Origin of the sequence: Pantoea sp. 18059, assembly GCF_902706165.1 — a bacterium.
GTDB classification, from domain to species: domain Bacteria; phylum Pseudomonadota; class Gammaproteobacteria; order Enterobacterales; family Enterobacteriaceae; genus Pantoea; species Pantoea agglomerans.
Map to the genome: position 1 here is coordinate 120,465 of NZ_CACSJS010000007.1, position 22,568 is coordinate 143,032.

General features: G+C 55.7%; 23 protein-coding genes. 5 read left to right on the top strand and 18 right to left on the bottom strand.

Features of this window, described 5'->3' with window-relative positions:
* Positions 1-18: 18 nt before the first annotated feature.
* From GVJ63_RS17610 to tatE, 4 genes are all read left to right on the top strand, one after another.
* Positions 19-906, top strand: coding sequence for an ABC transporter substrate-binding protein (locus GVJ63_RS17610; RefSeq protein ID WP_061704241.1), 888 nt, complete (start codon positions 19-21; stop codon positions 904-906).
* Positions 903-1,847: an amino acid ABC transporter permease gene (locus GVJ63_RS17615; protein ID WP_159227176.1), complete on the top strand. Its 945-nt coding sequence runs from the start codon at positions 903-905 to the stop codon at positions 1,845-1,847. Before GVJ63_RS17610 ends, GVJ63_RS17615 begins: the two co-directional genes overlap by 4 nt.
* Positions 1,844-2,614, top strand: coding sequence for an amino acid ABC transporter ATP-binding protein (locus tag GVJ63_RS17620; RefSeq protein WP_010258981.1), 771 nt, complete (start codon positions 1,844-1,846; stop codon positions 2,612-2,614). Before GVJ63_RS17615 ends, GVJ63_RS17620 begins: the two co-directional genes overlap by 4 nt.
* Before the next feature lie 92 nt (positions 2,615-2,706).
* Positions 2,707-2,910: a twin-arginine translocase subunit TatE gene (gene tatE / locus GVJ63_RS17625; protein WP_010671272.1), complete on the top strand. Its 204-nt coding sequence runs from the start codon at positions 2,707-2,709 to the stop codon at positions 2,908-2,910.
* A 112-nt stretch (positions 2,911-3,022) separates the two neighbouring features.
* Here the strand turns inward: tatE and lipA are convergent, their stop codons facing one another.
* From lipA to leuS, 13 genes are all read right to left on the bottom strand, one after another.
* On the bottom strand, positions 3,023-3,988 hold the full coding sequence (gene lipA / locus GVJ63_RS17630; RefSeq protein WP_010258979.1) for a lipoyl synthase: 966 nt from the start codon (positions 3,986-3,988) through the stop codon (positions 3,023-3,025).
* 169 nt (positions 3,989-4,157) lie between these two features.
* Positions 4,158-4,817 (bottom strand): lipoyl(octanoyl) transferase LipB, encoded by a 660-nt coding sequence (lipB, locus tag GVJ63_RS17635; RefSeq protein ID WP_029519432.1) that lies wholly within the window; start codon positions 4,815-4,817, stop codon positions 4,158-4,160.
* Positions 4,818-4,897: 80 nt separating this feature from the next.
* Positions 4,898-5,161 (bottom strand): DUF493 family protein YbeD, encoded by a 264-nt coding sequence (ybeD, locus tag GVJ63_RS17640; protein WP_003854030.1) that lies wholly within the window; start codon positions 5,159-5,161, stop codon positions 4,898-4,900.
* A gap of 100 nt (positions 5,162-5,261) precedes the next feature.
* Entirely contained in the window at positions 5,262-6,473 is a 1,212-nt protein-coding gene (dacA, locus tag GVJ63_RS17645; protein WP_010258977.1) for a D-alanyl-D-alanine carboxypeptidase DacA, read from the bottom strand.
* A 131-nt stretch (positions 6,474-6,604) separates the two neighbouring features.
* Complete coding sequence (rlpA, locus tag GVJ63_RS17650; protein ID WP_089414484.1) at positions 6,605-7,702, bottom strand: endolytic peptidoglycan transglycosylase RlpA; 1,098 nt, start codon at positions 7,700-7,702, stop codon at positions 6,605-6,607.
* A 10-nt stretch (positions 7,703-7,712) separates the two neighbouring features.
* Positions 7,713-8,825, bottom strand: a complete 1,113-nt coding sequence (gene mrdB, locus GVJ63_RS17655) for a peptidoglycan glycosyltransferase MrdB (RefSeq protein WP_010258973.1) — start codon at positions 8,823-8,825, stop codon at positions 7,713-7,715.
* Positions 8,826-8,833: 8 nt separating this feature from the next.
* The gene (gene mrdA, locus GVJ63_RS17660) at positions 8,834-10,738 is read right to left on the bottom strand and encodes a peptidoglycan DD-transpeptidase MrdA (protein ID WP_010258971.1); all 1,905 of its coding nucleotides are present in this window, start codon (positions 10,736-10,738) and stop codon (positions 8,834-8,836) included.
* 34 nt (positions 10,739-10,772) lie between these two features.
* Positions 10,773-11,243 (bottom strand): 23S rRNA (pseudouridine(1915)-N(3))-methyltransferase RlmH, encoded by a 471-nt coding sequence (gene rlmH / locus GVJ63_RS17665; protein WP_010258969.1) that lies wholly within the window; start codon positions 11,241-11,243, stop codon positions 10,773-10,775.
* 3 nt (positions 11,244-11,246) lie between these two features.
* Positions 11,247-11,564, bottom strand: a complete 318-nt coding sequence (gene rsfS / locus GVJ63_RS17670; RefSeq protein WP_010258968.1) for a ribosome silencing factor — start codon at positions 11,562-11,564, stop codon at positions 11,247-11,249.
* 92 nt (positions 11,565-11,656) lie between these two features.
* Positions 11,657-12,301 (bottom strand): nicotinate-nucleotide adenylyltransferase, encoded by a 645-nt coding sequence (gene nadD / locus GVJ63_RS17675; RefSeq protein ID WP_022626055.1) that lies wholly within the window; start codon positions 12,299-12,301, stop codon positions 11,657-11,659.
* The gene (gene holA / locus GVJ63_RS17680) at positions 12,294-13,325 is read right to left on the bottom strand and encodes a DNA polymerase III subunit delta (protein ID WP_033785459.1); all 1,032 of its coding nucleotides are present in this window, start codon (positions 13,323-13,325) and stop codon (positions 12,294-12,296) included. The genes nadD and holA overlap by 8 nt, the downstream gene beginning before the upstream one ends.
* A complete protein-coding gene (gene lptE, locus GVJ63_RS17685; protein ID WP_010258965.1) occupies positions 13,322-13,921 on the bottom strand; it encodes an LPS assembly lipoprotein LptE in 600 nt (199 codons plus the stop codon). The genes holA and lptE overlap by 4 nt, the downstream gene beginning before the upstream one ends.
* Before the next feature lie 14 nt (positions 13,922-13,935).
* The gene (leuS, locus tag GVJ63_RS17690) at positions 13,936-16,518 is read right to left on the bottom strand and encodes a leucine--tRNA ligase (RefSeq protein ID WP_010258964.1); all 2,583 of its coding nucleotides are present in this window, start codon (positions 16,516-16,518) and stop codon (positions 13,936-13,938) included.
* Positions 16,519-16,740: 222 nt separating this feature from the next.
* Here leuS and GVJ63_RS17695 point away from each other — a divergent pair, with 222 nt between their 5' ends.
* A complete protein-coding gene (locus GVJ63_RS17695) occupies positions 16,741-17,223 on the top strand; it encodes a zinc ribbon-containing protein (protein WP_010258963.1) in 483 nt (160 codons plus the stop codon).
* Between the two features lie 58 nt (positions 17,224-17,281).
* Here the strand turns inward: GVJ63_RS17695 and GVJ63_RS17700 are convergent, their stop codons facing one another.
* The 5 genes from GVJ63_RS17700 to lnt form a co-directional block, all read right to left on the bottom strand.
* On the bottom strand, positions 17,282-18,007 hold the full coding sequence (locus GVJ63_RS17700) for an amino acid ABC transporter ATP-binding protein (protein ID WP_159227177.1): 726 nt from the start codon (positions 18,005-18,007) through the stop codon (positions 17,282-17,284).
* Positions 18,008-18,685 carry a glutamate/aspartate ABC transporter permease GltK gene (gltK, locus tag GVJ63_RS17705; RefSeq protein WP_010258961.1) on the bottom strand — a complete coding sequence of 226 codons (678 nt, stop codon included), beginning with the start codon at positions 18,683-18,685 and terminating at the stop codon, positions 18,008-18,010.
* Positions 18,685-19,425, bottom strand: a complete 741-nt coding sequence (locus tag GVJ63_RS17710) for an amino acid ABC transporter permease (protein WP_010258960.1) — start codon at positions 19,423-19,425, stop codon at positions 18,685-18,687. Before GVJ63_RS17710 ends, gltK begins: the two co-directional genes overlap by 1 nt.
* Before the next feature lie 280 nt (positions 19,426-19,705).
* Entirely contained in the window at positions 19,706-20,602 is an 897-nt protein-coding gene (locus GVJ63_RS17715; RefSeq protein WP_010258958.1) for an amino acid ABC transporter substrate-binding protein, read from the bottom strand.
* 440 nt (positions 20,603-21,042) lie between these two features.
* Complete coding sequence (gene lnt / locus GVJ63_RS17720; protein ID WP_159227178.1) at positions 21,043-22,566, bottom strand: apolipoprotein N-acyltransferase; 1,524 nt, start codon at positions 22,564-22,566, stop codon at positions 21,043-21,045.
* Positions 22,567-22,568 lie beyond the last annotated feature (2 nt).

Genomic DNA, 22,568 nt, shown 5'->3' on the forward strand with positions numbered 1-22,568 from the left:
CTGAACCAGGAATCCATTATGACGAAGAGAGCAACCGCCTTAATCGTGGCGCTGGGGCTGACTGCATCCCTGGCGCAGGCTGCCGACGCTATTCCGGTGCAAAAAGTTGACCAGGCCCTGCATGACAGGCTGCCGGATGAGATCAAAAAATCGGGCAAAATGATTTCAGTGAATAACGGTTCATTTCCGCCCTATGAAATTGTGAATGGCCCGCACTCAATGGAGGGCGCGTCGGCCGAATTAACGACTGCACTGGCACAACTGCTGGGTGTGAAGATCGAGCATGCAACGGTGAGTGGTTTATCAGGCGTACTCACCGGCATCAATGCGGGTCGTTATCAGCTGGCAATTGGGCCGATTGGTGATTATCCGGACCGTCAGCAGAAAGTGGATTTCATCGATTTTGTGCAGGAGTTCGTGGTGTTCGGCGTGCAGAAGGGCAATCCGGCCAGAATCAATCAGCTGGACGACACCTGCGGCAAGCGCATTGCCGTTATGGCCGCTGGCTCTGCGGAACAGGTTATCCGTAAGCAGTCAGACCGGTGTGTGGCCGACGGGAAACCGGCCGTGACGGTGCAGGCCTTTACCGATCAGCCTTCATCAATTCTGGCGGTGCGCTCTAAACGCTCCGATGCGTTCTTCTCATCACAGGCGCCGCTGACTTACTTTGTTAATCAGGCGAAAGGGCAGCTTGAGCTAGCGGGCAAAGGGCAGAAAAACGGCTTTGGCGATATTTTCCAGGGCACGGTGGTGCCGAAAGGCTCGCCGCTGGGTCAGGTGGTGCTGGATGCCTACAAAGAGCTGTATCAGAACGGGACGTATGCGGCCATCATGAAAAAGTGGCAGCTTGAGGGCAACATGACCACCGCACCCGGACTGAATCTGGCGAAAGAGGCCAGCAAATGAGCCCGCCGCGCCATCTGCACAGCGGTGACAGAGGCGAGGCACAGCTGCGCGACGTGGCGTTCGCTCGCAGCGCCCCCACTTACGGACGCTGGATCAGCTGGATTTTAGTGCTGGTGATCGGCACCAATCTATTGTGGCTGGTGGCGACCAACCCTAATTTTGAATGGCAGGTGGTGCTTAAGTGGTTTACCGAAGGATCCGTGCTCAAAGGGTTGCAGGTCACTCTGGGGCTGACAGTGGTGTCGATGGTGCTCGGCACGCTGCTCGGTCTGCTGCTGGGCGTCTGGCGGCTCTCTGAGAACCGGTTGCTGCGCGGCGTTGCCGGACTCTATATCTGGTTCTTTCGTGGCACGCCGCTGCTGGTACAGCTGATCTTCTGGTACAACCTTTCTACGCTGTTTCCGGCGCTGTCGCTGACGCTGCCGTGGACCGATATCACGCTGGCCAGCTGGAATACCAACGATCTGATTACGCCGCTGACAGCTGCTATTGCCGGGCTGGCGCTGAATGAAGCGGCCTATATGGCGGAAATTATTCGCGCCGGTCTGCTGTCGGTGGATAACGGTCAGGTAGAGACTACCCAGGCCTTTGGCATGAGTCGTTCACGGGCGCTGCGGCGCATCATCATTCCGCAGGCGATGCGATCGATTATTCCGCCCACCGGCAACCAGTTGATCAGCATGATCAAGGCGACGTCGCTGGTCAGCGTAATCGCAATGGGCGATCTGCTCTATTCGGTGCAGGCGATCTACAACCGTACCTTCGAGATCATCCCGATGCTGATGGTGGCGGTGATCTGGTATCTGCTGATCACCTCGATCCTCAATCTGGGCCAGTCCGCCATCGAGCGTTACTACGCGCGTGGCACTCGTCGGGTGGCCAGCGCCCCCAGACGCGCCGCCGTCGCGGCTAACGTGCAACCCCAGCAGGAGGAACAATGAGTCAGCGTGAACCCCTGGTCTGCGCCCGCAACGTGCAGAAGAATTACGGCGACAATCAGGTTCTGAAAGGGATCGATCTGGATGTCTGGCCCGGTGAAGTAGTGGTGATCCTCGGGCCGTCTGGTTCCGGTAAATCCACGTTTTTGCGCTGCATCAATCATCTTGAAGAGATGAACGCCGGATCGATTCGGGTCGGCGATGAGCAGATCGGGTATGTACTTAAAGGGCATGTGCTGCACCGGTTGTCGCCACGCCAGATCGCCCGTCAGCGCCAGAAAATTGGCATGGTGTTTCAGCAGTTCAATCTCTACCCCCATATGACCGTGCTGCAGAACATCACTGAAGCGCCCATCGGCGTGCATAAATTCCCGCGTCAGGAGGCGATGGCCCATGCCCGATCGCTGCTGGCGACGGTGGGGTTAAGCGATAAAGCGGACGCCTGGCCACGTCACCTCTCGGGCGGACAGCAACAGCGTGTGGCGATTGCGCGGGCGCTGGCGATTAAGCCGCAGCTGATGCTGTTTGATGAGCCGACCTCCGCGCTCGATCCGGAACTGGTGGGCGAAGTGCTGGCGACCATGCGTACCCTGGCCGACCAGGGATTAACGATGATCGTGGTGACTCATGAGATTAGCTTTGCGCGGGAAGCCGCCGATCGCGTGGTCTTTATGGATGGGGGGGTGGTGGTGGAGCAGGGCACGCCTGAAGAGGTGATCGCGAATCCACAGCATCCGCGCACCCAGGCGTTCCTTAGTCGCTTCATCTGAGATCTTACTCTGTTACAGATTCCAGTTGTCGCCGCAGGCAAACTGCGCGTAAATATCAGTCACCGTGATTCAATAAAGTTGAAAGGTTAAATATGGAAGGTATCAGTATTGCCAAGCTGCTGATTATCGGTGCGCTTATCGTACTGCTTTTTGGTACCAACAAGTTGCGCTCACTGGGTGGCGATCTGGGCTCCGCAATCAAGGGCTTTAAAAAAGCCATGAAAGATGAAGATACCAGCGCAACCCGAACTGCGGCTGAAGACGTGCCGGCAGAACGCGTCGTTCATAAAGATTAATCGGTTATTTGCTGCAAATAACTGTTACTTTTTATTTCAGGCACAGATAAAAAAACCAGACTGTTTCCAGTCTGGTTTTTTGTTTTTCGGGCTTCCTGAAGCAAAAGCGTGCTTATTTCACTTCTTCGCCTTTGGCCTGCATATCCGCGTGATAGGAAGAGCGGACAAACGGACCGCACGCGGCATGGGTAAAGCCCATCGCCATCGCTTCTTCTTTCATCTCATCGAACTCAGCCGGGCTGACGTAGCGCTGAACCGGCAGGTGGTGGCGGCTCGGCTGCAGATACTGGCCCAGCGTCAGCATGGTGACACCATGGCGACGCAGATCGCGCATCACTTCAACGATTTCGGCATTGGTTTCGCCCAGGCCCACCATCAGACCCGATTTTGTCGGGATGTGAGGATGCGCCTCTTTGAATCGTTCAAGCAGCTTCAGTGACCACTCGTAGTTCGCGCCCGGACGCACCTGGCGGTAGACTCGCGGTACGTTTTCCAGATTGTGGTTAAACACATCCGGTGGCGTCGCGGTAAGAATCTCCAGCGCGCGATCCATACGGCCACGGAAGTCCGGCACCAGCGTTTCGATTTTGATCGTCGGATTTTTTTCGCGAATCGCGCTGATGCAGTCGGCAAAGTGCTGTGCGCCACCATCACGCAAATCATCGCGGTCAACCGAGGTGATCACCACGTAGCGCAGGCCCATATCGGCAATCGTCTGCGCCAGTTTAGCGGGTTCGTTAGCGTCAGGGGCATTGGGGCGGCCATGTGCCACATCGCAGAACGGACAACGACGGGTACAGATTGCGCCAAGGATCATAAAGGTGGCGGTGCCGTGGTTGAAGCATTCGGCGAGGTTAGGGCAGGATGCCTCTTCACAGACTGAGTGCAGCCCGTTTTTGCGCATCGCGGCTTTAATGCCCTGAATACGACTGGAGTCAGCTGGCAGCTTGATTTTCATCCATTCCGGCTTACGCAACATCTCCTGCCGTTCAACAGCCACGGTTTTCACCGGGATCAGCGCCATTTTGTCTGCGTCACGATATTTGACGCCGCGTTCCATCTGAATTGGTTTACTCATAAATCAGCAGGTTCCGGTCGGATTGCGATTTGAAAGCGTTCCCACTCAAACCGGGAAGGCTGCTTTCAACTTTATTTGAAAAAAGTGCAAAAATTATATCATCACATCGCCTGCGAAGCAGCCACAGTCAGCGCGGATAAGTTACATATTTGTAAATTCGCATTCTGCGTTAAGGTTTAACAGGGAGATCCCCTGAAATCCATTCAACATTTTCATAACCTGACAGCCGCGCAAACGCGCTGACCAGCGGAGAGTGTACCTGCTCCGTCGTCACCTCTGGCTGGAAATTTTTCAACTGGGTCATGCTCATGCCGGCGTAACCACAGGGATTGATGCGCAGGAAGGGCGACAAATCCATAGCAACATTCAGCGCCAGACCGTGAAACGAGCAGCCTTTACGGATGCGTAATCCCAGTGAACAGATCTTCTCTTCCCCGACGTAGACGCCAGGTGCATCAGCACGGGCGCGGGCGCTGACGCCAAACTCTGCCAGGGTGGCGATAACCGTCTCTTCCAGAATGGTCACCAGCTGGCGTACGCCGAGCTTACGGCGTTTTACATCGATCAGGACGTACATCACCTGCTGTCCTGGCCCGTGATAGGTGACCTGACCCCCACGGTCACTCTGCACCACCGGGATCTCGCCTGGCATCAGCAGATGCTCTGCTTTGCCCGCCTGACCCTGAGTAAAGACCGGAGGATGTTCAACCAGCCAGATTTCATCACGACTCTGGTCGTTGCGCTGGTCGGTATAGTGATGCATGGCGTCGGAGACAGATTGCCAGTCGCGCAGACCTGACTGGCGGACAAGAAGAGTTTCAACTGACAAAACGAAAGCCCGCTAAAGGAAATAACGCTGAGGATAACGTCGGCAAACCGTCAGGCAGAGGCGCCTTGCCGACCCGTAAATTACAGTACCATCCGCACAATTTCGATGTTGCCCAGCTCTTCGTACAGGCGTTCTACCTGCTCGATGTGGGTGGCGGTGATAGTGATGTTGACGGAGTGATAGTTGCCTTTGCTGCTCGGCTTAACTTCAGGGCTGTAGTCGCCTGGCGCATGGCGTTGCACCACTTCAACCACTTGATCAACCAGCTCCGGTTGTGCCAGACCCATTACTTTGTAGGTAAATGGGGTAGGAAATTCGAGCAGCTCATTCAGTTTGGTTTTCATATTAACTCCGGTGCATAAAAAACAGGCTCCCGCCTGAGCGGGAGCAACATAATATCGTGTAATGGGGGCGAAGGGGTGATTTTTCAATCACCCGCCACGCTTAACCGAACCAGTGATGGAACATCAGCTTGATGTAATCAACGATACGGCCAAAGAAACCTCCTTCAGAGATCTCGTTCAGCACCACCAGCGGACGCTGTTCGATAGTCTTGCCATCCAGCTGGAAGTTGATGCTGCCGACCACCTGATTTTTCTTCAGTGGTGCATGCAGTTCCGTGTTGGTCAGCACATAGCTGGCTTTCAGATCTTTCATGCGGCCACGTGGGATGGTCAGGTAAGCATCTTTTTCCACGCCCAGCTGCACACGGTCGTTATCGCCGAACCAGACTGGCTCAGAGGCGAACTCTTTGCCCGCTTTCAGTGGCGCCACGGTTTCAAAGAAACGGAAGCCCCAGGTCAGCAGTTTCTTACTCTCAGTTTCGCGGCCTTTGTAGGTATGACCGCCCATGACTGCGGAGATCAGGCGCATCTGGCCTTCAGTCGCAGACGCCACCAGGTTGTAGCCGGCAGAGTTGGTGTGACCGGTTTTGATGCCGTCCACATTCAGGTTGGTATCCCACAGCAGACCGTTACGGTTCATCTGACGGATATTATTGAAGGTGAACTCTTTCTCTTTATAAACAGCATACTCTTCCGGCACGTCACGGATCAGCGCCTGACCGATCAACGCCATATCGCGCGCGGAGCTGTACTGACCTTCAGCGTCCAGGCCATGAACAGTCTGGAAGTGGGTATTCTGCAGACCAATCGCTTTAACGTAGTTGTTCATCAGATTAACGAACGCATCCTGGCTGCCAGCGACATAGTCAGCCATTGCAACACAGGCATCGTTACCGGACTGCAGTACAATCCCACGGGTCAGCTGAGAGACCGGCACGCGGTCGCCTGGCTTCAGGAACATCAGCGAGGAGCCTTTGAACACCGGGTTGCCGGTCGCCCAGGCATCCGGGCCGACGGTGACCATATCGTCCTGATGAATTTTACCCGCTTTAACGGCCTGACCAATGACATAGCTGGTCATCATCTTGGTCAGACTGGCAGGATCGCGGCGTGCATCGGCATTTTTCTCTGCCAGCACTTTGCCTGAGTTGTAGTCGATAAGGACGTACGCTTCGGCATCAATGTCCGGCACGCCCGGAATCATGGTCTTGAGATTGACGTCATCAGCAATAGCAGCATGGCTGAGAGAGAAAGCGATCAGTGATCCCACTGTCAGGCGTTTCAGCAAACGAGATGATTTCAGCGTGTTCATGTGTAGGACTACAACATCCGTGAGTTTGAGGTTGAAAATGTCACTCATCATACCCAATGCCAGATTAACTGGCACCGGACGTGATGATTGGGTTGTTAGCAGACGTAACGTGCAGCTGTCTGACAAACGGTTCAGCGACGCGTGTTAGTAATAAATGAGGCGGCCTGGCCTTCACTGCTCAGACGCTGTTGCAGCGCAGCCGCTTCGGCGCGGGAGGCGTAACCGCCGAGCTGAACGCGATACACATTGTTGCCCGCGTCTTCTACCTTACCGGGCACGCCATAACGCTGGCTCAGGCTTTTCATCATCTGCTGGGCACGCGCCGGGTCATTCAGCGCACCGACCTGCACCACATATCCGTCGGCACCACCACTGCTGGCTGCAGGCGCGGCGCTGGCTGCTGCGGGAGCAGCATTGCTGACTGCCGGTGCGGAACTGGCGGGTGCGGCGGCTGGCGGTTCATTACCTTCCAGTACGCCGGTTGCTAATGGCTGGGGTGCACCAAGAAAGCCGCTGCTCTGCACCGGCGCGCCCATGTTGTCACCGCTTTGCAGCGTACTGTTGCTGATGGCCTCAACATTTTGCGCAGGCGGCTCTGAGGGGGCTGCGCTGCCGCCGTTCATCACCGCGCCACCACTCAGGTCCGGACGGGCAGGCAGAGAGTAGCTCTGTTTTGCCACGACGGTCCCGATGGTGCCGGGGCCAGAGAGCGTGCCGTCTGGGGCGACCTTGATGTAATCAACCCGCACGCGCGAATTGTTGGAGATATTCAGGCGGTCACCGGCAGCCCGCGACAGGTCGATAATGCGTCCTGGCGTGTAAGGGCCGCGATCGTTAACGCGCACCACAATCTGACGGCCATTCGCGATATTGGTCACGCGCACATAGCTCGGCAGCGGCAGAGTAGGGTGGGCCGCGGTCAGCGCATCAGGATCGTAGGCTTCGCCGGTGGCGGTGCGGTTGCCCTGCGCCTCTTCACCGTACCAGGTGGCCAGGCCGACTTCACTGTAGTTCGACGGATCTTTGATGACGCGATAATTTTTGCCGTTCACGCTGTAATCCTGGCTGGTGCCAGGATTGATCGGCTCATAACGTGGCTCAACGCCTGGAATCTCCACCACCGGTCCATTGTAAGCCGGTTGCGGCGGCGCCGTATTTTGGGGTTCCGGCGTGGTACAGGCCGCCAGAACCAGTGATGCCAGTGCAACGCCAAGCCATTCCTTACGCATCTGCAGCCTCTTAGACACTTTTAGATAACATTTTTCGGTGAGTGTGGATCGACATCACAATGCCAAATCCCGCCATAAGCACGATAAGCGCGGAGCCGCCATAACTGACCAGCGGCAGCGGCACGCCAACTACCGGTAAGATACCACTAACCATGCCAATGTTAACGAAAACATAAACGAATAAAATCAGCATTAAACCGCCCGCCATTACCCGGCCAAAGGTGGTCTGCGCCCGGGCTGCCACCACCAATCCCCGCATGATCAGCAGCAGATAAAGGGCCAGCAGCAGCAGCACGCCAACCAGGCCTAACTCTTCGGCCAGAACCGCAAAGATAAAGTCGGTATGACGTTCCGGCAAAAACTCCAGCTGAGACTGGGTGCCCTGCAGCCAGCCTTTACCGCGCAGGCCTCCCGAGCCAATAGCAATTTTCGACTGGATAATGTGATAGCCCGCACCCAGCGGGTCCGTTTCCGGGTCGAGCAGCATCATCACGCGGTCACGCTGATAATCATGCATCAGGAAAAACCACAAAATCGGGATAAAGGCGGCGACCAGCAACACGGCTACGCCAATCAGTTTCCAGCTCATACCCGAGAGGAACAGCACAAACAAGCCGGAGGCGGCAATCAGAATCGAGGTGCCGAGATCGGGCTGTGCCGCCACCAGCAGGGTGGGCAGGAAGATCAGAATCAGCGCAATGCCGGTATTTTTCAGCGTCGGCGGACAGACATCGCGATTGATAAAGCGCGCCACCATCAAAGGCACTGCTATCTTGGCAATCTCAGAGGGCTGAAAACGCACAAAGCCGAGATCGAGCCAGCGTTGAGCGCCTTTACTGATCTGCCCAAAGGCATCCACCGCCACCAGCAGAATGACGCAGACAATATAGAGATAGGGCGCCCAGCCTTCATAGACGCGCGGCGGTACCTGCGCCAGCACAATCATGATGACCAGCCCCATCGCGATCTGACCGAGTTTACGCTCCATCATGCCGGGGTCCTGACCACTGGCGCTCCAGATCACCACAGCGCTGTAGGTCAGCAGGCCGAGAATGATCAGCATAAACAGCGGATCGATGTGGATGCGCATCCAGATCGAACGTTTCTGCGGACTATCTTGCATCGACATGTTTATTCACCTTCATAACCGGGCGGCACAGGAGCGGCGTCCGGCAGGACTGTATTGTTATCACCCAACATAATGTGATCCAGAATCTGGCGCATGACGGTGCCGACAGCCGGACCGGCGCCACCGTTTTCCAGGATAATGGTCACGGCGACCCGAGGTTTGTCATAAGGGGCAAACGCGGTCATTAATTTATGGTCGCGTAATCGTTCAGCAATTTTATGGGCGTTATAGGTTTCGTTCTCTTTCAGGCCAAAGACCTGCGCCGTACCGGACTTGGCGGCGATTTTATAGGGCGCATCGGCGAAGCTCTTGTGCGCGGTGCCGTTGGGCCGGTTCGCCACGCCATACATGCCATCTTTGGCAATTTCCCAGTAGCCGGAATGGATATCACCAATCGGGGCTTCAGGCGGCTGGCGATAGGGCACCAGGGTACGGCCTTCGCGGGTGGCGCGCAGCATATGCGGCACCTTGACGACGCCGTCGTTGATCAGAATCATCATCGCTTTGTTCATCTGCAACGGCGTAGCGGTCCAGTAACCCTGTCCGATCCCCACCGGAATAGTATCGCCCTGATACCACGGCTTTTTAAAGCGTCTCTGTTTCCAGTCGCGGGTCGGCATGTTACCGGCGCTCTCCTGCGGTAAATCGATGCCGGTACGGCTGCCGTAACCAAATTTATTCATCCACTCCGACAGACGGTCGATGCCCATGTCATAGGCAACCTGATAGAAGAAGGTATCGGCAGACTCTTCCAGTGCTTTGGTGACGTTCAGACGTCCGTGGCCCCATTTTTTCCAGTCGCGGAAGCGTTTTTCTGAACCAGGAAGCTGCCACCAGCCGGGATCAAACAGGCTGGTATTACGGTTAATCACGCCAGCACTCAGGGCAGAGACCGCCACATAAGGTTTAACCGTCGAAGCCGGTGGATAGGCAGCCTGAATCGCACGGTTATAGAGCGGACGGTTTTCATCTTCCAGCAGGCCGCGGTAATCCTTACTGGAAATACCGTCGACAAACATGTTGGCGTCATAGCTGGGCGTTGAGACCATGGCGAGGATTTCGCCGGTGCGCGGATCGCTGACCACGACGGCCGCGCGACTGCCCGCCAGCAGGGTCTCGACATATTGCTGCAGTTTGAGATCGATAGTCAGATAGATATCACGGCCTGCCTGAGGGGACTCCTCATGCAGCTGGCGAATGACCCGGCCACGGTTGTTGACCTCAACCTCTTCAAAGCCGGTTTTGCCGTGCAGCAAATTTTCGTAATAGGCTTCAATGCCCAGCTTACCGATGTCGTGCGTCGCGGCGTAGTTAGGCCATATGCCCTCTTTGTCGAGGCGTGCAACGTCACGATCGTTGATTTTTGAGACGTAGCCGACCACATGCGTCAGCGTGGCACCGTAAGGGTAGTAGCGGCGCTGGTAACCTTTAACTTCCACGCCGGGGAAGCGGTACTGATTGACCGCAAAGCGCGCGACCTGCACGTCATTCAGACCGGTTTTAACCGGGATAGAGGTGAACCGACGCGAGCGTTTACGCTCTTTCTGGAAGTTTTCGAGGTCGTCGTCAGTCAGCTCAAGAATCGGGCGTAAGTTTTCCAGGGTCTGTTGCAGATTATCAACTTTTTCCGGGACCAGTTCTGCCTGATAGATGGTGCGGTTCAGCGCCAGCGGCGTGCCGGTACGATCGTAAATTATGCCGCGGCTGGGGGCCACAGGCACCAGTTTGATACGGTTCTGGTTGGAGCGGGTGCTGTAATCATCAAAGCGAAGGATCTGCAGGTGGTAAAGGTTAACCACCAGTACTGAAGAGAGCAGTAAGATACCGACGAAGGCGATAAAGGCCCGACGGACAAAGAGTTTCTGTTCGGCGCTGTAATCGCGAAAGGCGTTGCTTTGTAATTTCATCCGCTACTTGTCATGTCTGATGTGGGCTGATCGGTCATTCACGATGATAAGGATGGTTTGTCGTTATGCTCCAGGCCCGATACAGACTTTCGGCTACCAGCACGCGCACCAGCGGATGGGGCAACGTCAATGCTGACAGTGACCAGCTCTGCTCTGCCGCCGCTTTACAGGCGGGGGCCAGGCCTTCAGGCCCGCCAATCAGCAGGCTGACGTCGCGACCATCCAGCTTCCAGCGTTCAATCTGCTGTGCCAGCTGCGGGGTTTCCCACGGATGACCAGGAATATCCAGCGTGACGATGCGATTGCCTTTGCCGACCGCCGCTAACATCGCTTCACCCTCTTTTTCAAGAATGCGTTTGATATCAGCATTTTTACCGCGTTTACCTGCGGTCACTTCGGTCAGCTCAAGCGGCATATCTTTCGGGAAGCGGCGCAGATATTCCATAAAACCGGTCTGCACCCAGTCAGGCATTTTCGTGCCGACGGCAACAAGTTGCAGTTTCACCGATTAGCCCCAGAGTTTTTCCAGCTCATACAGCTGGCGACTCTCTTCCTGCATCACATGCACGATGACATCACCCAGATCGACCACGACCCAGTCTGCCGCGCTTTTACCTTCAATGCCTAATGGCATCAGGCCTGCTAAACGCGACTCCTGCTCTACGTGTTCTGCGATCGAAGTCACATGACGCGTGGAGGTGCCGGTGCAGATGATCATGAAATCGGTGATGCTGGATTTGCCCTGAACGTCGATGGTGACAATGTCCTGGCCTTTGAGATCATCAATCTTATCAATAACGAACTCTTGGAGTGCTTTACCTTGCAAAAGGTTCCCCTTGGAATCTGGTGGTAACGAGCCGGCTGTAAGCCCGGAGAGTGCAGCCAAAAAATTAAGCGGCGTAGTATAGCATGCCCGGATCAGTCGCGATATAAGCCTTCGCGGTCGATATAATCGATAACCGCAGCGGGCAACAGATCGTCGCAGGGCTGATTCTGGTGGCGACGACGGCGAATTTCAGTGGCCGAAATGTCATAGAGAGGAGTGTCCGCCAGCCAGATATGGCCTGCGGGCTGCTGATGCAACTGCCGGATATCCTGAGCGAGGTGTTGCTCAAGCCAGCGCTGCATGTCAGGCGAGTCGAACCGGGTCGGATAGCCGGGGCGCTGGCACACCAGCAGATGGCAGAGTGACAGCAGATCCTGCCAGCGATGCCATTTTGATAAGCTCAGCAATGAATCCTGACCAATAATAAATCCCAGCGGCTGCTCTGCACCGCGCTCGGTGCGCCAGGCTTCCAGGGTGGTCACGGTCCAGGACGGCGTGTCGCGTTCCAGCTCCCGGGTATCGATCTCAAACAGCGGCAGGTCGCGGATAGCGCAGCGCAGCATAGCAACCCGCTGGGCAGCGCTGGCTTCCGGTTGCGGACGATGCGGCGGCACATTGTTGGGCAGCAGCGTCACACGCTGCAGGCCGGTCTGTTGCGCCAGCGCTTCGACCGGGCGCAGATGGCCAAAATGAATCGGATCAAAGGTGCCGCCAAACAGTGCGTGTAACTCAGACATGGGCAAAGCTCGTCGGAAAAGCACGACTGCTGAGCAGCAGCGTCAGGGTCTGTAACTGCGGCCACACCGGCTGTCCATAATCCTGCTTCAGGGTGATCTCAATCTGACTCAGCAGATGAATGGCGCGTTGCAGACGCGTGGCATCCAGCCGTTGCAGCGCGTCGGTAAACAGCGCGCGGCGGTTCTGCCAGATACGCTGCTGATCCATCAGCGTACGCAGCGGCTGCGCTGTCTGGTGGCGTTGCAGATGCAGCAGCGTCAGCAGATCGCGCTGCAGCGTACGCAGCAGTATCACCACTTCGCTCTCTTCTTTCTCCAGCTGATGCAGAATATGCAGGGCGCGGCGGCTTTTTCCCGCCAGCAGGGCATCCACCCAGTGGAAAGGAGTAAAATGCGCGGCATCACTGACCGCCTCTTCAACCCGGGGCAGGGTCAGCTTGCCATCGGGCCACTGCAGCGAAAGCCGCTCCAGCGCCTGCGCCAGCGCCAGCAGATTACCTTCATAGCAGTAACACAACAGCTGCACGGCCGCGTCATCCACCGATAATTTCAGCGCCTTAGCGCGATTAACGACCCAGCGTGGCAGTTGCGCCTGTTCAGGCGTCTGACAGGGCACTAATACCGCAGAGGTGGACAACGCTTTAAACCAGGCGCTGTTTTCCTGCGCTTTGGTCAGCTTCGCCATCCGGCAGATCAGCAGAATATCGGCGTGCAGCAACTGTGACAGCTTAACCAGCTGTTCTGCCATCGCGGCGTTGGGGCCATTATCGGGGAATTGCAGCGTCATGGTCTGACGCTGAGCAAACAGACTCAGTGACTGGCAACTGACAAACAGGCTCTCCCAGTCAGTCTGTGCATCCAGCGTAAAACTAAAATGTTCTTCGAATCCCTGCGCGGTTGCGGCGACGCGAATCGCATCTGAACTTTCCTGCAGCAGCAGCGGTTCGTTACCGGCTAACAAATAACAGGCGCGCAGCCCCTCACGGAGCTGCGCGCTGAGTTGCTCAGGATAAATCCTGATCATTGCAGGCTGGTAGCAGAGGAAGTGGGCGCTTCCTGTGAACCCTGACCCGGCACCGGAATCACTGACGCCGGTAAGGTCTCTTTGCTGTTGATCTGCGCGGCGTGTACCGTCAGCAGTTTACGTACCAGCTGCTCAGCAGCACGCTGACGCATCTCCTGCGTAATCAGATCCTGCTCGGCATCTTTTGCCAGCGCAGCGTTAGGGTTATCGAAGAACGAGCGATAAACCGTGGTGCTGATAGGATAGATACCTTTGCCCGGCAGCAGCACCTGTGCGGTGAGGGTCATCACCAGCTGATACTCGGCAGTGGTGCCGCTGATAAAGACCGAAGCCGTGTTACGGCCCGAGGATTCAGGCCCCAGGCGCAGCGTTGGAATATCGGTGCGATTCTGTTTGCTGTCTTCAACAATTTTGACATCGTTGATACGCAGCTGCTGACGCACAGTACGCGCCAGCGGCCCATAAGGATCGCCGGTTGAAACAATCAGGGTTTTCAGTTCGCTGGGCACCTGAGTGGTGCCGCGCGGATGAAAACCACAGCCAGCGGTGATCACCACCGCCAGCATGACAAACAGCCTGATAATCGGATGTCGCACAGTTCCTCCTGAACTTAACCTACGACCAGGTTAAGCAGTTTGCCCGGTACATAAATGACTTTACGGATAGTCACGCCGTCCAGATACTTCGCTACCAGATGCTCCTGCGCAGCGCGTGCCTGAACCTGTTCCTGTGTTGCATCGGCTGGCACGGTGATTTTACCGCGCACTTTACCGTTAACCTGAACCACTACCAGCAGCGAATCTTCAACCATAGCGGCTTCATCCGCAACCGGCCAGCTCGCTTCATCGATAGTGCCTTCGCCACCCAGCGTCTGCCACAGAACATAGCAGGCGTGCGGGGTAAACGGATAGAGCAGACGGACGATGGCCAGCAGCGCTTCCTGCATCAGGGCGCGATCCTGCTCGCTTTCCTGCGGGGCGCGTGCCAGTTTGTTCATCAGCTCCATGATCGCCGCAATGGCGGTGTTGAAAGTCTGACGACGGCCAATATCATCTGCCACTTTGGCGATGGTTTTGTGCAGATCGCGACGCAGCGATTTCTGCTCGTCATTCAGGCTCTCCACATCCAGTGCCACGGTCGCACCTTTCTGTGTGTGCTCGAAGACCAGCTTCCAGACACGTTTCAGGAAGCGGTTCGCCCCTTCAACGCCCGACTCCTGCCACTCCAGCGTCATATCCGCCGGTGAAGCAAACATCATAAACAGACGCACGGTATCCGCGCCGTAACGCTCAACCATCAGCTGTGGGTCGATGCCGTTGTTTTTCGACTTCGACATTTTGCTCATGCCCGCGTAGATCACTTCGCGGCCCTGCGTGTCTGTGGCTTTAACAATGCGGCCTTTCTCATCCCGCTCAACCTCAACGTCAACCGGTGAAACCCAGTTACGCTCGCCGTTGGCACCAAGGTAGTAGAAGGCGTCAGCCAGCACCATGCCCTGGCACAGCAGACGTTTGGCTGGCTCATTGGAGTTCACCAGGCCCGCGTCACGCAGCAGCTTGTGGAAGAAGCGGAAATACATCAGGTGCATGATGGCGTGTTCAATACCGCCCACATACTGATCGACCGGCAGCCAGTAGTTTGCCGCTGCCGGATCCAGCATGCCTTCCTTGTAGCTGGCGCAGGTATAACGCGCGTAGTACCAGGAAGACTCCATGAAGGTGTCAAAGGTGTCGGTTTCACGCAGGGCAGGCTGGCCGTTTACCGTGGTTTTAGCCCACTCCGGATCCGCTTTGATTGGGCTGGTAATGCCATCCATCACCACATCTTCCGGCAGGATCACCGGCAGCTGGTCTTCTGGTGCAGGCATAACGGTGCCATCTTCCAGCGTCACCATCGGGATAGGGGCACCCCAGTAGCGCTGACGGGAGACACCCCAGTCGCGCAGGCGGTAGTTCACTTTACGCACGCCCACGCCTTTTGCCGCCAGCGAATCCGCGATGGCGTTAAAACCGGTGGCGTGATCCATGCCGTTAAACTCACCTGAGTTGAACAGCGCACCTTTGTCAGTCATCGCCGCAATGCTGACATCAGGAATGGAACCATCCAGATTCAGGATGACCGGCTTAATCGGCAGATCATATTTAGTGGCAAACTCCCAGTCGCGCTGATCGTGCGCCGGAACCGCCATCACAGCGCCGGTGCCATATTCCATCAGTACGAAGTTGGCAACCCAGACCGGGATAAGCTCGCCGGTCAGCGGATGAACAACAGACAGGCCGGTCGCCATGCCTTTCTTCTCCATGGTCGCCATATCGGCTTCAGCCACTTTGGTATTGCGACATTCAGCGATAAAGTCAGCCAGCGCCGGATTATTGACCGACGCCTGGGTCGCCAGCGGATGGCCTGCGGCAACGGCAACATAGGTTGCGCCGATAAAGGTATCCGGGCGGGTGGTGTAGACAGTGACCTTCTCTTCGCTGTCAGCCACATCGAAGGTGATTTCGACACCTTCAGAGCGGCCAATCCAGTTACGCTGCATGGTTTTGACCTGCTCAGGCCACTCTTCCAGCGTATCCAGATCGTTCAGCAGCTCCTCCGCATAATCGGTGATTTTGATAAACCACTGCGGGATCTCTTTACGCTCAACTTTGGTGTCGCAGCGCCAGCAGCAGCCGTCGATCACCTGCTCGTTCGCCAGCACCGTCTGATCGTTCGGGCACCAGTTCACGGCAGAGGTCTTTTTATAGACCAGGCCTTTTTCATACAGTTTGGTAAAGAACCACTGTTCCCAGCGATAGTACTCTGGCTGGCAGGTTGCCAGTTCACGACTCCAGTCATAGCCAAAGCCCAGCAGTTTGAGCTGGTTTTTCATGTAGGCGATGTTGTCGTAAGTCCACGGCGCCGGAGCGGTGTTGTTTTTCACCGCAGCGCCTTCCGCAGGCAGGCCGAAAGCATCCCAGCCAATCGGCTGTAGTACGTTTTTGCCGAGCATACGCTGATAACGCGCGATTACGTCGCCGATGGTGTAGTTACGAACGTGGCCCATGTGCAGGCGGCCAGAAGGATAGGGCAACATGGAGAGGCAATAGTATTTCTCTTTACCTTCCTGCTCAGTCACTTTAAACGTTTCGTTTTCATCCCAGTGCTGCTGCACACGGGATTCAATTTCTTCCGGGCGGTATTGCTCTTGCATGGCTGCCTGTGGTCCTTTATGAAAAACATTTTTCTGGCTCTAAGATCCGCATAGCATACCCATAAGGCCGCGTATCAACAACACTTCCCACTTTTGCCGGCACGATTTCTGCCGAAAGCGTCAGAGCCTTCACCCTTTTGTAATTCACTGTACAGACGACACGGCAAAAGCAACATTACGACTAAACTTAGTTCAGCGAGGGTCTGCATAAAGGAGAACAAAATGAATAAAGTGGCTCAGGAATATCGCGAGTCGTTAGCCGTATTGACCGAACGTCTTCGTCAGGGCGATCGTAACCTTGATGAGCTGATTGCCGGGCGACGAAGCCAGTTGCTGGTGCGTGATGATATGACGGAACAGGAGATTGACCAGGCGCTCAGCTCAGTGCGCCGTGATCTGGGCGAGTTTGCACGCAGCTACACCGATGTGGAAGAACCGCTGGCGGACTCACTGTTTATGCGCATCATCCGCGAGAGCGTCTGGAAAGAGCTGGCGGATATCACCGATAAAAGTCAGCTGGAGTGGCGAGAGGTCTTCCAGGATCTGCATCATCACGGGGTTTATCAGAGCGGGGAAGTGGTGGGGCTGGGCAATCTGGTCTGTGAGAAATGCCAGTTCACCCGGGCAATCTACACGCCTGAAACGCTGTCACGTTGCCCGGAATGCGGCAACGACCAGTTCCAGCGTCAGCCGTTTGAACCCTGATAGTGCGGCGTAGCTAAATGAAGCGGGCCACTCAGAGTGACCCGCCTGTTCGTCAGGTTTAGTGCAGGATTTTTGCGAGGAAATCTTTAGCGCGCTCAGACTGTGGATTATTAAAGAAGTCATCTTTGTTGGTGTCTTCGATAATTTTCCCTTCATCCATAAAGATCACGCGATTGGCAACCTTACGGGCGAAGCCCATCTCATGGGTCACCACCATCATCGTCATCCCTTCCTGTGCCAGTTCAACCATCACATCCAGCACTTCGTTGATCATTTCCGGATCCAGCGCGGAGGTGGGTTCATCAAACAGCATCGCGATAGGGTCCATGCAGAGCGCTCGCGCAATCGCCACACGCTGCTGCTGACCACCTGAGAGCTGGCCGGGAAACTTCTCAGCATGGGCGGAAAGACCCACACGCTTCAGCAGCTTCAGCCCTTTATCGCGGGCTGCCGCTTTGTCGCGCTTCAGCACTTTCACCTGCGCCAGAACCAGGTTGTTGATAATGCTCAGATGCGGAAACAGCTCGAAGTGCTGGAACACCATCCCGACCTGGCTGCGAAGCTGCGCAAGATTAGTCTTTTTGTTATTCACCTCGGTGCCGTTCACCGCAATCACGCCCTGCTGAATCGGCTCAAGGCCGTTCACCGTTTTGATCAGCGTTGATTTACCGGAGCCGGACGGGCCGCACACCACCACCACTTCACCGGTTTTGACGTCGGTTGAGCAGTCGGCCAGCACCTGAAAGTGACCATACCACTTAGAAACATTTTTCAGGCTAATCATTTAAACCGTCCTTTTTCTTTTTAGATAGCTGACCAACAGCGATGCGCTCAGGCTGATAACGAAGTAGACCAGACCTGCAAACAGAACCATTTCAACCTGGGTGCCATCACGCTCACCAATGGTGGACGCGGTACGGAAGAAGTCCGCCAGGCTTAAGACATAAACCAGCGAGGTATCCTGGAACAGCACGATACCCTGCGTCAGTAACAGCGGAACCATGGCGCGAAACGCCTGTGGCAGGATGATCAGTCGCATTGCCTGCCACTGCGTCATGCCCAGCGCCAGAGCCGCACTGCCCTGTCCACGCGAGATACTGATGATGCCGGCGCGAATAATTTCAGAGTAGTACGCCGCTTCGAACAGCGAAAAGGCGACCATGGCTGAAATCAGTCGGATATCCGTTTTGGGCGACAGCCCCAGCACCTGCTGCAGAAAACTCGGCACGACCAGATAGAACCACAGCAGCACCATAACCAGCGGCACCGAGCGGAACAGGTTGACGTAAATTTTAGCGAACCAGCTGATGGGCTTAAACGTCGACAGGCGCATCACCGCAAGCAGAGTGCCCCACAGGATGCCGAAGACCACGGCGGTAATCGTGATCTTAAAGGTGATCACTAAGCCATTAAGCAGATAGGGCAGGCTGGGTGTAATCGAACTCCAGTCAAACTCGTACATTACTTGCCTCCCGCATTGCCTGGCAGCCGGACTTTGCGCTCGACCAGACTCATCAACAACATAATCACCAGGTTAATCGCAACGTAGGCCAGCGTAATAGCGGTAAAGGATTCATAGGCGTGGGCAGAATAGTCGAGCAGTTTGCCCGCCTGCGCCGCCATATCGACCAGACCAATGGTGGAGGCGATAGCGGAGTTCTTCACCAGGTTCAGCATTTCCGAGGTCATCGGCGGCACAATCACGCGATACGCATTCGGCAGCAGCACATAGCGATAGGTCTGCGGCAGGGTTAAGCCCATCGCCAGACCGGCATTCTTCTGTCCACTCGGCAGTGACTGAATCGCTGCGCGCACCTGCTCGCAGACGCGGGCGGCGGTAAACAGGCCAAGACAGATCATCGAGGAGAGGAAGAACTGAATGTTGGGATCCAGCTCAGACTTAAACCACATGCCAAGCTTTTCGCCCACCAGCTCGGGCGCCACCAGATACCAGAAGAAGAACTGGACGATCAGTGGGATGTTACGAAACAGTTCGACATAGCAGGTGCCAATGGTCGACAGCAGGCGATTAGGCACGGTGCGTAGAATGCCGAAAAATGAACCCACGCAGAAGGCGATAATCCAGGCGCAGCAGGAGACGGCAATTGTCACCTGAAAACCGGACCACAGCCAGCCGAGGTAGGTCGTGTTACCGAACGGGGCCTGTTCGAGGAATATGCCCCAGTTCCAATCGATACCCATAACGAGCTCCGGAAAAAAAGGGTAGCTAAGCTACCCTGAAGATTGATGAACGGCGTTTTATTTCCTGACTCAGGGGAACGACCCGTGTCAGTCTGTCTGTCCATGCCGCGGTTTCAGCAATCGAGAGGGCAGCCAGGCCGCCCTTGTTATACCCGTCGTCTTTCAGGCTGCATTTCTGTTGGCTACATTCACTCACCCGAATCACTTACCGGAGCAGGCTCATCGGGAGTCATTTTTCTGCTGCCTCAATGCAATCTGAAATCCATTGGGTATTTTGTTGTTAATTCAGTGCTTTATCATTTGGTGTTTTGAACAGCGCTTTCATGTCATCAGAGAGCTCAAAGTTCATGTTCAGGTTCTTTGGTGGAATCGGCTGTTTGAACCAGGTGTCGAACCATTTTTCTGCCTGGCCAGAGGTCTGGGCTTTAGCAATGGTTTCATCCACCAGCGCTTTGAACTGCGGATCATCTTTACGCAGCATGCAGCCATAGGCTTCTTTTGACTGTGGCGTGCCCAGAATTTCCCAGTTGTCCGGCTTTTTGGCTTTGGCGCGTTCGCCTGCCAGCAGGGCATCATCCATCATAAAGGCCACGGCACGACCGGTTTCCAGCGTACGGAAGGAGTCACCGTGATCTTTTGCGCTGATGATGCGCAGATCCAGTTTCTGTTCGTCGTTGAGTTTGTGCAGCAGCACTTCAGAGGTGGTACCTGAGGTCACCACTACGGTTTTGCCTTTCAGGTCAGCGAAATCTTTGATCGGGCCATCTTTCTTCACCAGCAGACGGGTGCCGATAACAAAAATAGTGTCTGAGAAGGCGGCCTGTTTCTGGCGCTCAAGGTTATTGGTGGTCGAGCCACACTCATAATCGTAGGTGCCGTTTTGCAGCAGCGGAATACGGTTTTGTGAGGTGATCGGGATCATTTTGACCTGCAGATCAGGCTTGTTCAGCTTTGCTTTAATCGCTTCAACGATGGCGTTTGAGTAAGCCTGTGAGTAGCCGACGACTTTTTGCTGGTTGTCATAATAAGAAAAGGGAACTGATGATTCGCGATGCCCGACCACAATGACGCCATTGTCATTGATCTTCTTCAGGGTGCCGCTGAGATCTTCCGCCTGGGCCGCTCCCGCCGCTGCGCTGATCAGCAGAAGAGATAATGCCACTTTGCGTAGTTGCATGTTCCAACTCCTTCGTATGAAAAAGGCACAGGATATAACCTGCGCTGATTATGATGTTGTGTCTGTTTTCTGCTGCGTTTCTGCTCATTCTGCGGTTTAAACGGGCGCAGAAGAGTCATTAACATAGCGGATTGTTAACGCAATGAAACAAAAAAGTTTCTTTTTTGCGAGGTGATACGCACCAAAAAAAGGCAATTTTTTCACCCTGCGCGTTAATGGTGCAGCAGCGTCAATTGTTTTGGTGCAACCCGCCCGGCATCTGCGCCTGCAATCAGCCTGTTTGCGAAAAGCAGTGAAACATTTTGCAATCATCGTGCCAGAAAGAGGTTATAGGTTAGAAAGACAGCAGAGTGTGCGGCGTGGGGAGTGAAAAAAACCGGAGAGTCACCATGAAAAAGGCGAAGCACGTGCTTCGCCTTCAGTGAGCACAGGAGGGGAGGTTATCGACGACGGCGCAGGAGTGCTATCACCGCCGCCAGCAGCGTCAGTGACCACACTGGCCAGAGGCCAGCCCGCGCATACGGGGTTTCTCCCTGCGTTGGCGTAACCTTGCTGGTCAGCACATCGCGGGTAAACTGCGGCAGCATGGCTTCCACATCACCACTGGCATTGACCACCGCCGTCACACCGTTATTGGTGCTGCGCAACAGCGGACGTCCCAGTTCCAGCGCACGCATCCTCGCCATCTGGAAGTGCTGCCATGGGCCGATAGAGTGACCAAACCAGGCATCGTTCGAAACGGTCAACAGGAAGTTGGTGTCGGGATGGAAGTTGGCCCGCACCTGTTCACCCAGCACGATCTCATAACAGATGGCGCTGGTCAGGTTATAGCCCGCCACGCTAAGTTGCGGCTGGAGGTAGTTGCCACGACTGAAGGCCGACATCGGCAGATCGAAGAACGGGGCCAGCGGACGCAGCAGATCGGCCAGCGGCACAAATTCGCCAAACGGCACCAGGTGATTCTTCTGGTAACGATTGCCGCTGAAGTAGTTGTACGGCGCTTTACCGCCCAGCACGATCACGGTGTTGTAATCGTGATATCGGTTCTGCTCCAGCCGGGAGTCCACAATGCCGGTGATCAGCGAGCTGCCGCGCTCACGCAGTTCGTCATCCAGCGAACGCAGGAACGGCTGCTGATTACTCTCCAGATCGGTAATTGCCGATTCAGGCCAGATAATAATCGGCGCTTTGCCCATCAGCGGCTGACTCAGACCGTTGTAAATGCGCAGGGTAGTGAGCAACTGCTGCGGATCCCATTTCATCGATTGCGGGATGTTTCCCTGTACCAGCGCCACCTCGACGGCCCGCTCGGGCATCGGCTGAACCCACTGGATGTAGCGCAATGGCCATGGCAATGCCAGCAGCAGCAGCGCTGCTACCAGACTTCTGACGTTGCGCTGTTGCAGGGCATAAGCCAGCAGGCCAGCCACCACCATCAGCAGGAAGGTCAGCGTCTCTACGCCCGCCAGCGGGGCCAGGCCTTTTAACGGGCCATCGATCTGGCTGTAACCAAACTGCAGCCACGGAAAGCCGGTCAGCACCCAGCCGCGCAGGAACTCGGTGATCTGCCACAATGCCGGTGCCGCCAGCGCCAGTCGCCACAGCGTCGTTCGCGGCCAGATGCGATTCAGTACGCCGGCAAACAGCGCCGGGTAGATCGCCAGATAAGCCGCCAGCAGCGCCACGATAAAGACATTGACCGGGCCAGGCATGCCGCCAAAGGTGGCGACACTGACATAAACCCAGTTGATGCCACTGCCGAACAGACCTAAACCCCAGACAAACCCAATGGCGCTGGCCTGCGGGCTGGAGCGGTTAAGAGTCAGCAGCTGTAAGCCGCACAGCGAGAGCAGTGCGGCGGGCCAGAAATCGTAGGGAGAAAAGGCGAGGGTGCCAAGTGCACCCGTTATTAAAGCCAGCAGCAGGCGAACCCGCTGACGCGGGTAGAGTGAGGCTAAAGCCATAG

Excerpts from the sequence above, each read along its gene's own strand:
- GVJ63_RS17610 (WP_061704241.1), top strand. The coding sequence starts at position 19 with ATGACGAAGAGAGCAACCGCCTTAATCGTGGCGCTGGGGCTGACTGCA.
- GVJ63_RS17615 (WP_159227176.1), top strand. The coding sequence starts at position 903 with ATGAGCCCGCCGCGCCATCTGCACAGCGGTGACAGAGGCGAGGCACAG.
- GVJ63_RS17620 (WP_010258981.1), top strand. The coding sequence starts at position 1,844 with ATGAGTCAGCGTGAACCCCTGGTCTGCGCCCGCAACGTGCAGAAGAAT.
- tatE (WP_010671272.1), top strand. The coding sequence starts at position 2,707 with ATGGAAGGTATCAGTATTGCCAAGCTGCTGATTATCGGTGCGCTTATC.
- lipA (WP_010258979.1), bottom strand. The coding sequence starts at position 3,988 with ATGAGTAAACCAATTCAGATGGAACGCGGCGTCAAATATCGTGACGCA.
- ybeD (WP_003854030.1), bottom strand. The coding sequence starts at position 5,161 with ATGAAAACCAAACTGAATGAGCTGCTCGAATTTCCTACCCCATTTACC.
- dacA (WP_010258977.1), bottom strand. The coding sequence starts at position 6,473 with ATGAACACGCTGAAATCATCTCGTTTGCTGAAACGCCTGACAGTGGGA.
- rlpA (WP_089414484.1), bottom strand. The coding sequence starts at position 7,702 with ATGCGTAAGGAATGGCTTGGCGTTGCACTGGCATCACTGGTTCTGGCG.
- mrdB (WP_010258973.1), bottom strand. The coding sequence starts at position 8,825 with ATGCAAGATAGTCCGCAGAAACGTTCGATCTGGATGCGCATCCACATC.
- mrdA (WP_010258971.1), bottom strand. The coding sequence starts at position 10,738 with ATGAAATTACAAAGCAACGCCTTTCGCGATTACAGCGCCGAACAGAAA.
- nadD (WP_022626055.1), bottom strand. The coding sequence starts at position 12,301 with ATGTCTGAGTTACACGCACTGTTTGGCGGCACCTTTGATCCGATTCAT.
- holA (WP_033785459.1), bottom strand. The coding sequence starts at position 13,325 with ATGATCAGGATTTATCCTGAGCAACTCAGCGCGCAGCTCCGTGAGGGG.
- leuS (WP_010258964.1), bottom strand. The coding sequence starts at position 16,518 with ATGCAAGAGCAATACCGCCCGGAAGAAATTGAATCCCGTGTGCAGCAG.
- GVJ63_RS17695 (WP_010258963.1), top strand. The coding sequence starts at position 16,741 with ATGAATAAAGTGGCTCAGGAATATCGCGAGTCGTTAGCCGTATTGACC.
- GVJ63_RS17700 (WP_159227177.1), bottom strand. The coding sequence starts at position 18,007 with ATGATTAGCCTGAAAAATGTTTCTAAGTGGTATGGTCACTTTCAGGTG.
- gltK (WP_010258961.1), bottom strand. The coding sequence starts at position 18,685 with ATGTACGAGTTTGACTGGAGTTCGATTACACCCAGCCTGCCCTATCTG.
- GVJ63_RS17710 (WP_010258960.1), bottom strand. The coding sequence starts at position 19,425 with ATGGGTATCGATTGGAACTGGGGCATATTCCTCGAACAGGCCCCGTTC.
- GVJ63_RS17715 (WP_010258958.1), bottom strand. The coding sequence starts at position 20,602 with ATGCAACTACGCAAAGTGGCATTATCTCTTCTGCTGATCAGCGCAGCG.
- lnt (WP_159227178.1), bottom strand. The coding sequence starts at position 22,566 with ATGGCTTTAGCCTCACTCTACCCGCGTCAGCGGGTTCGCCTGCTGCTG.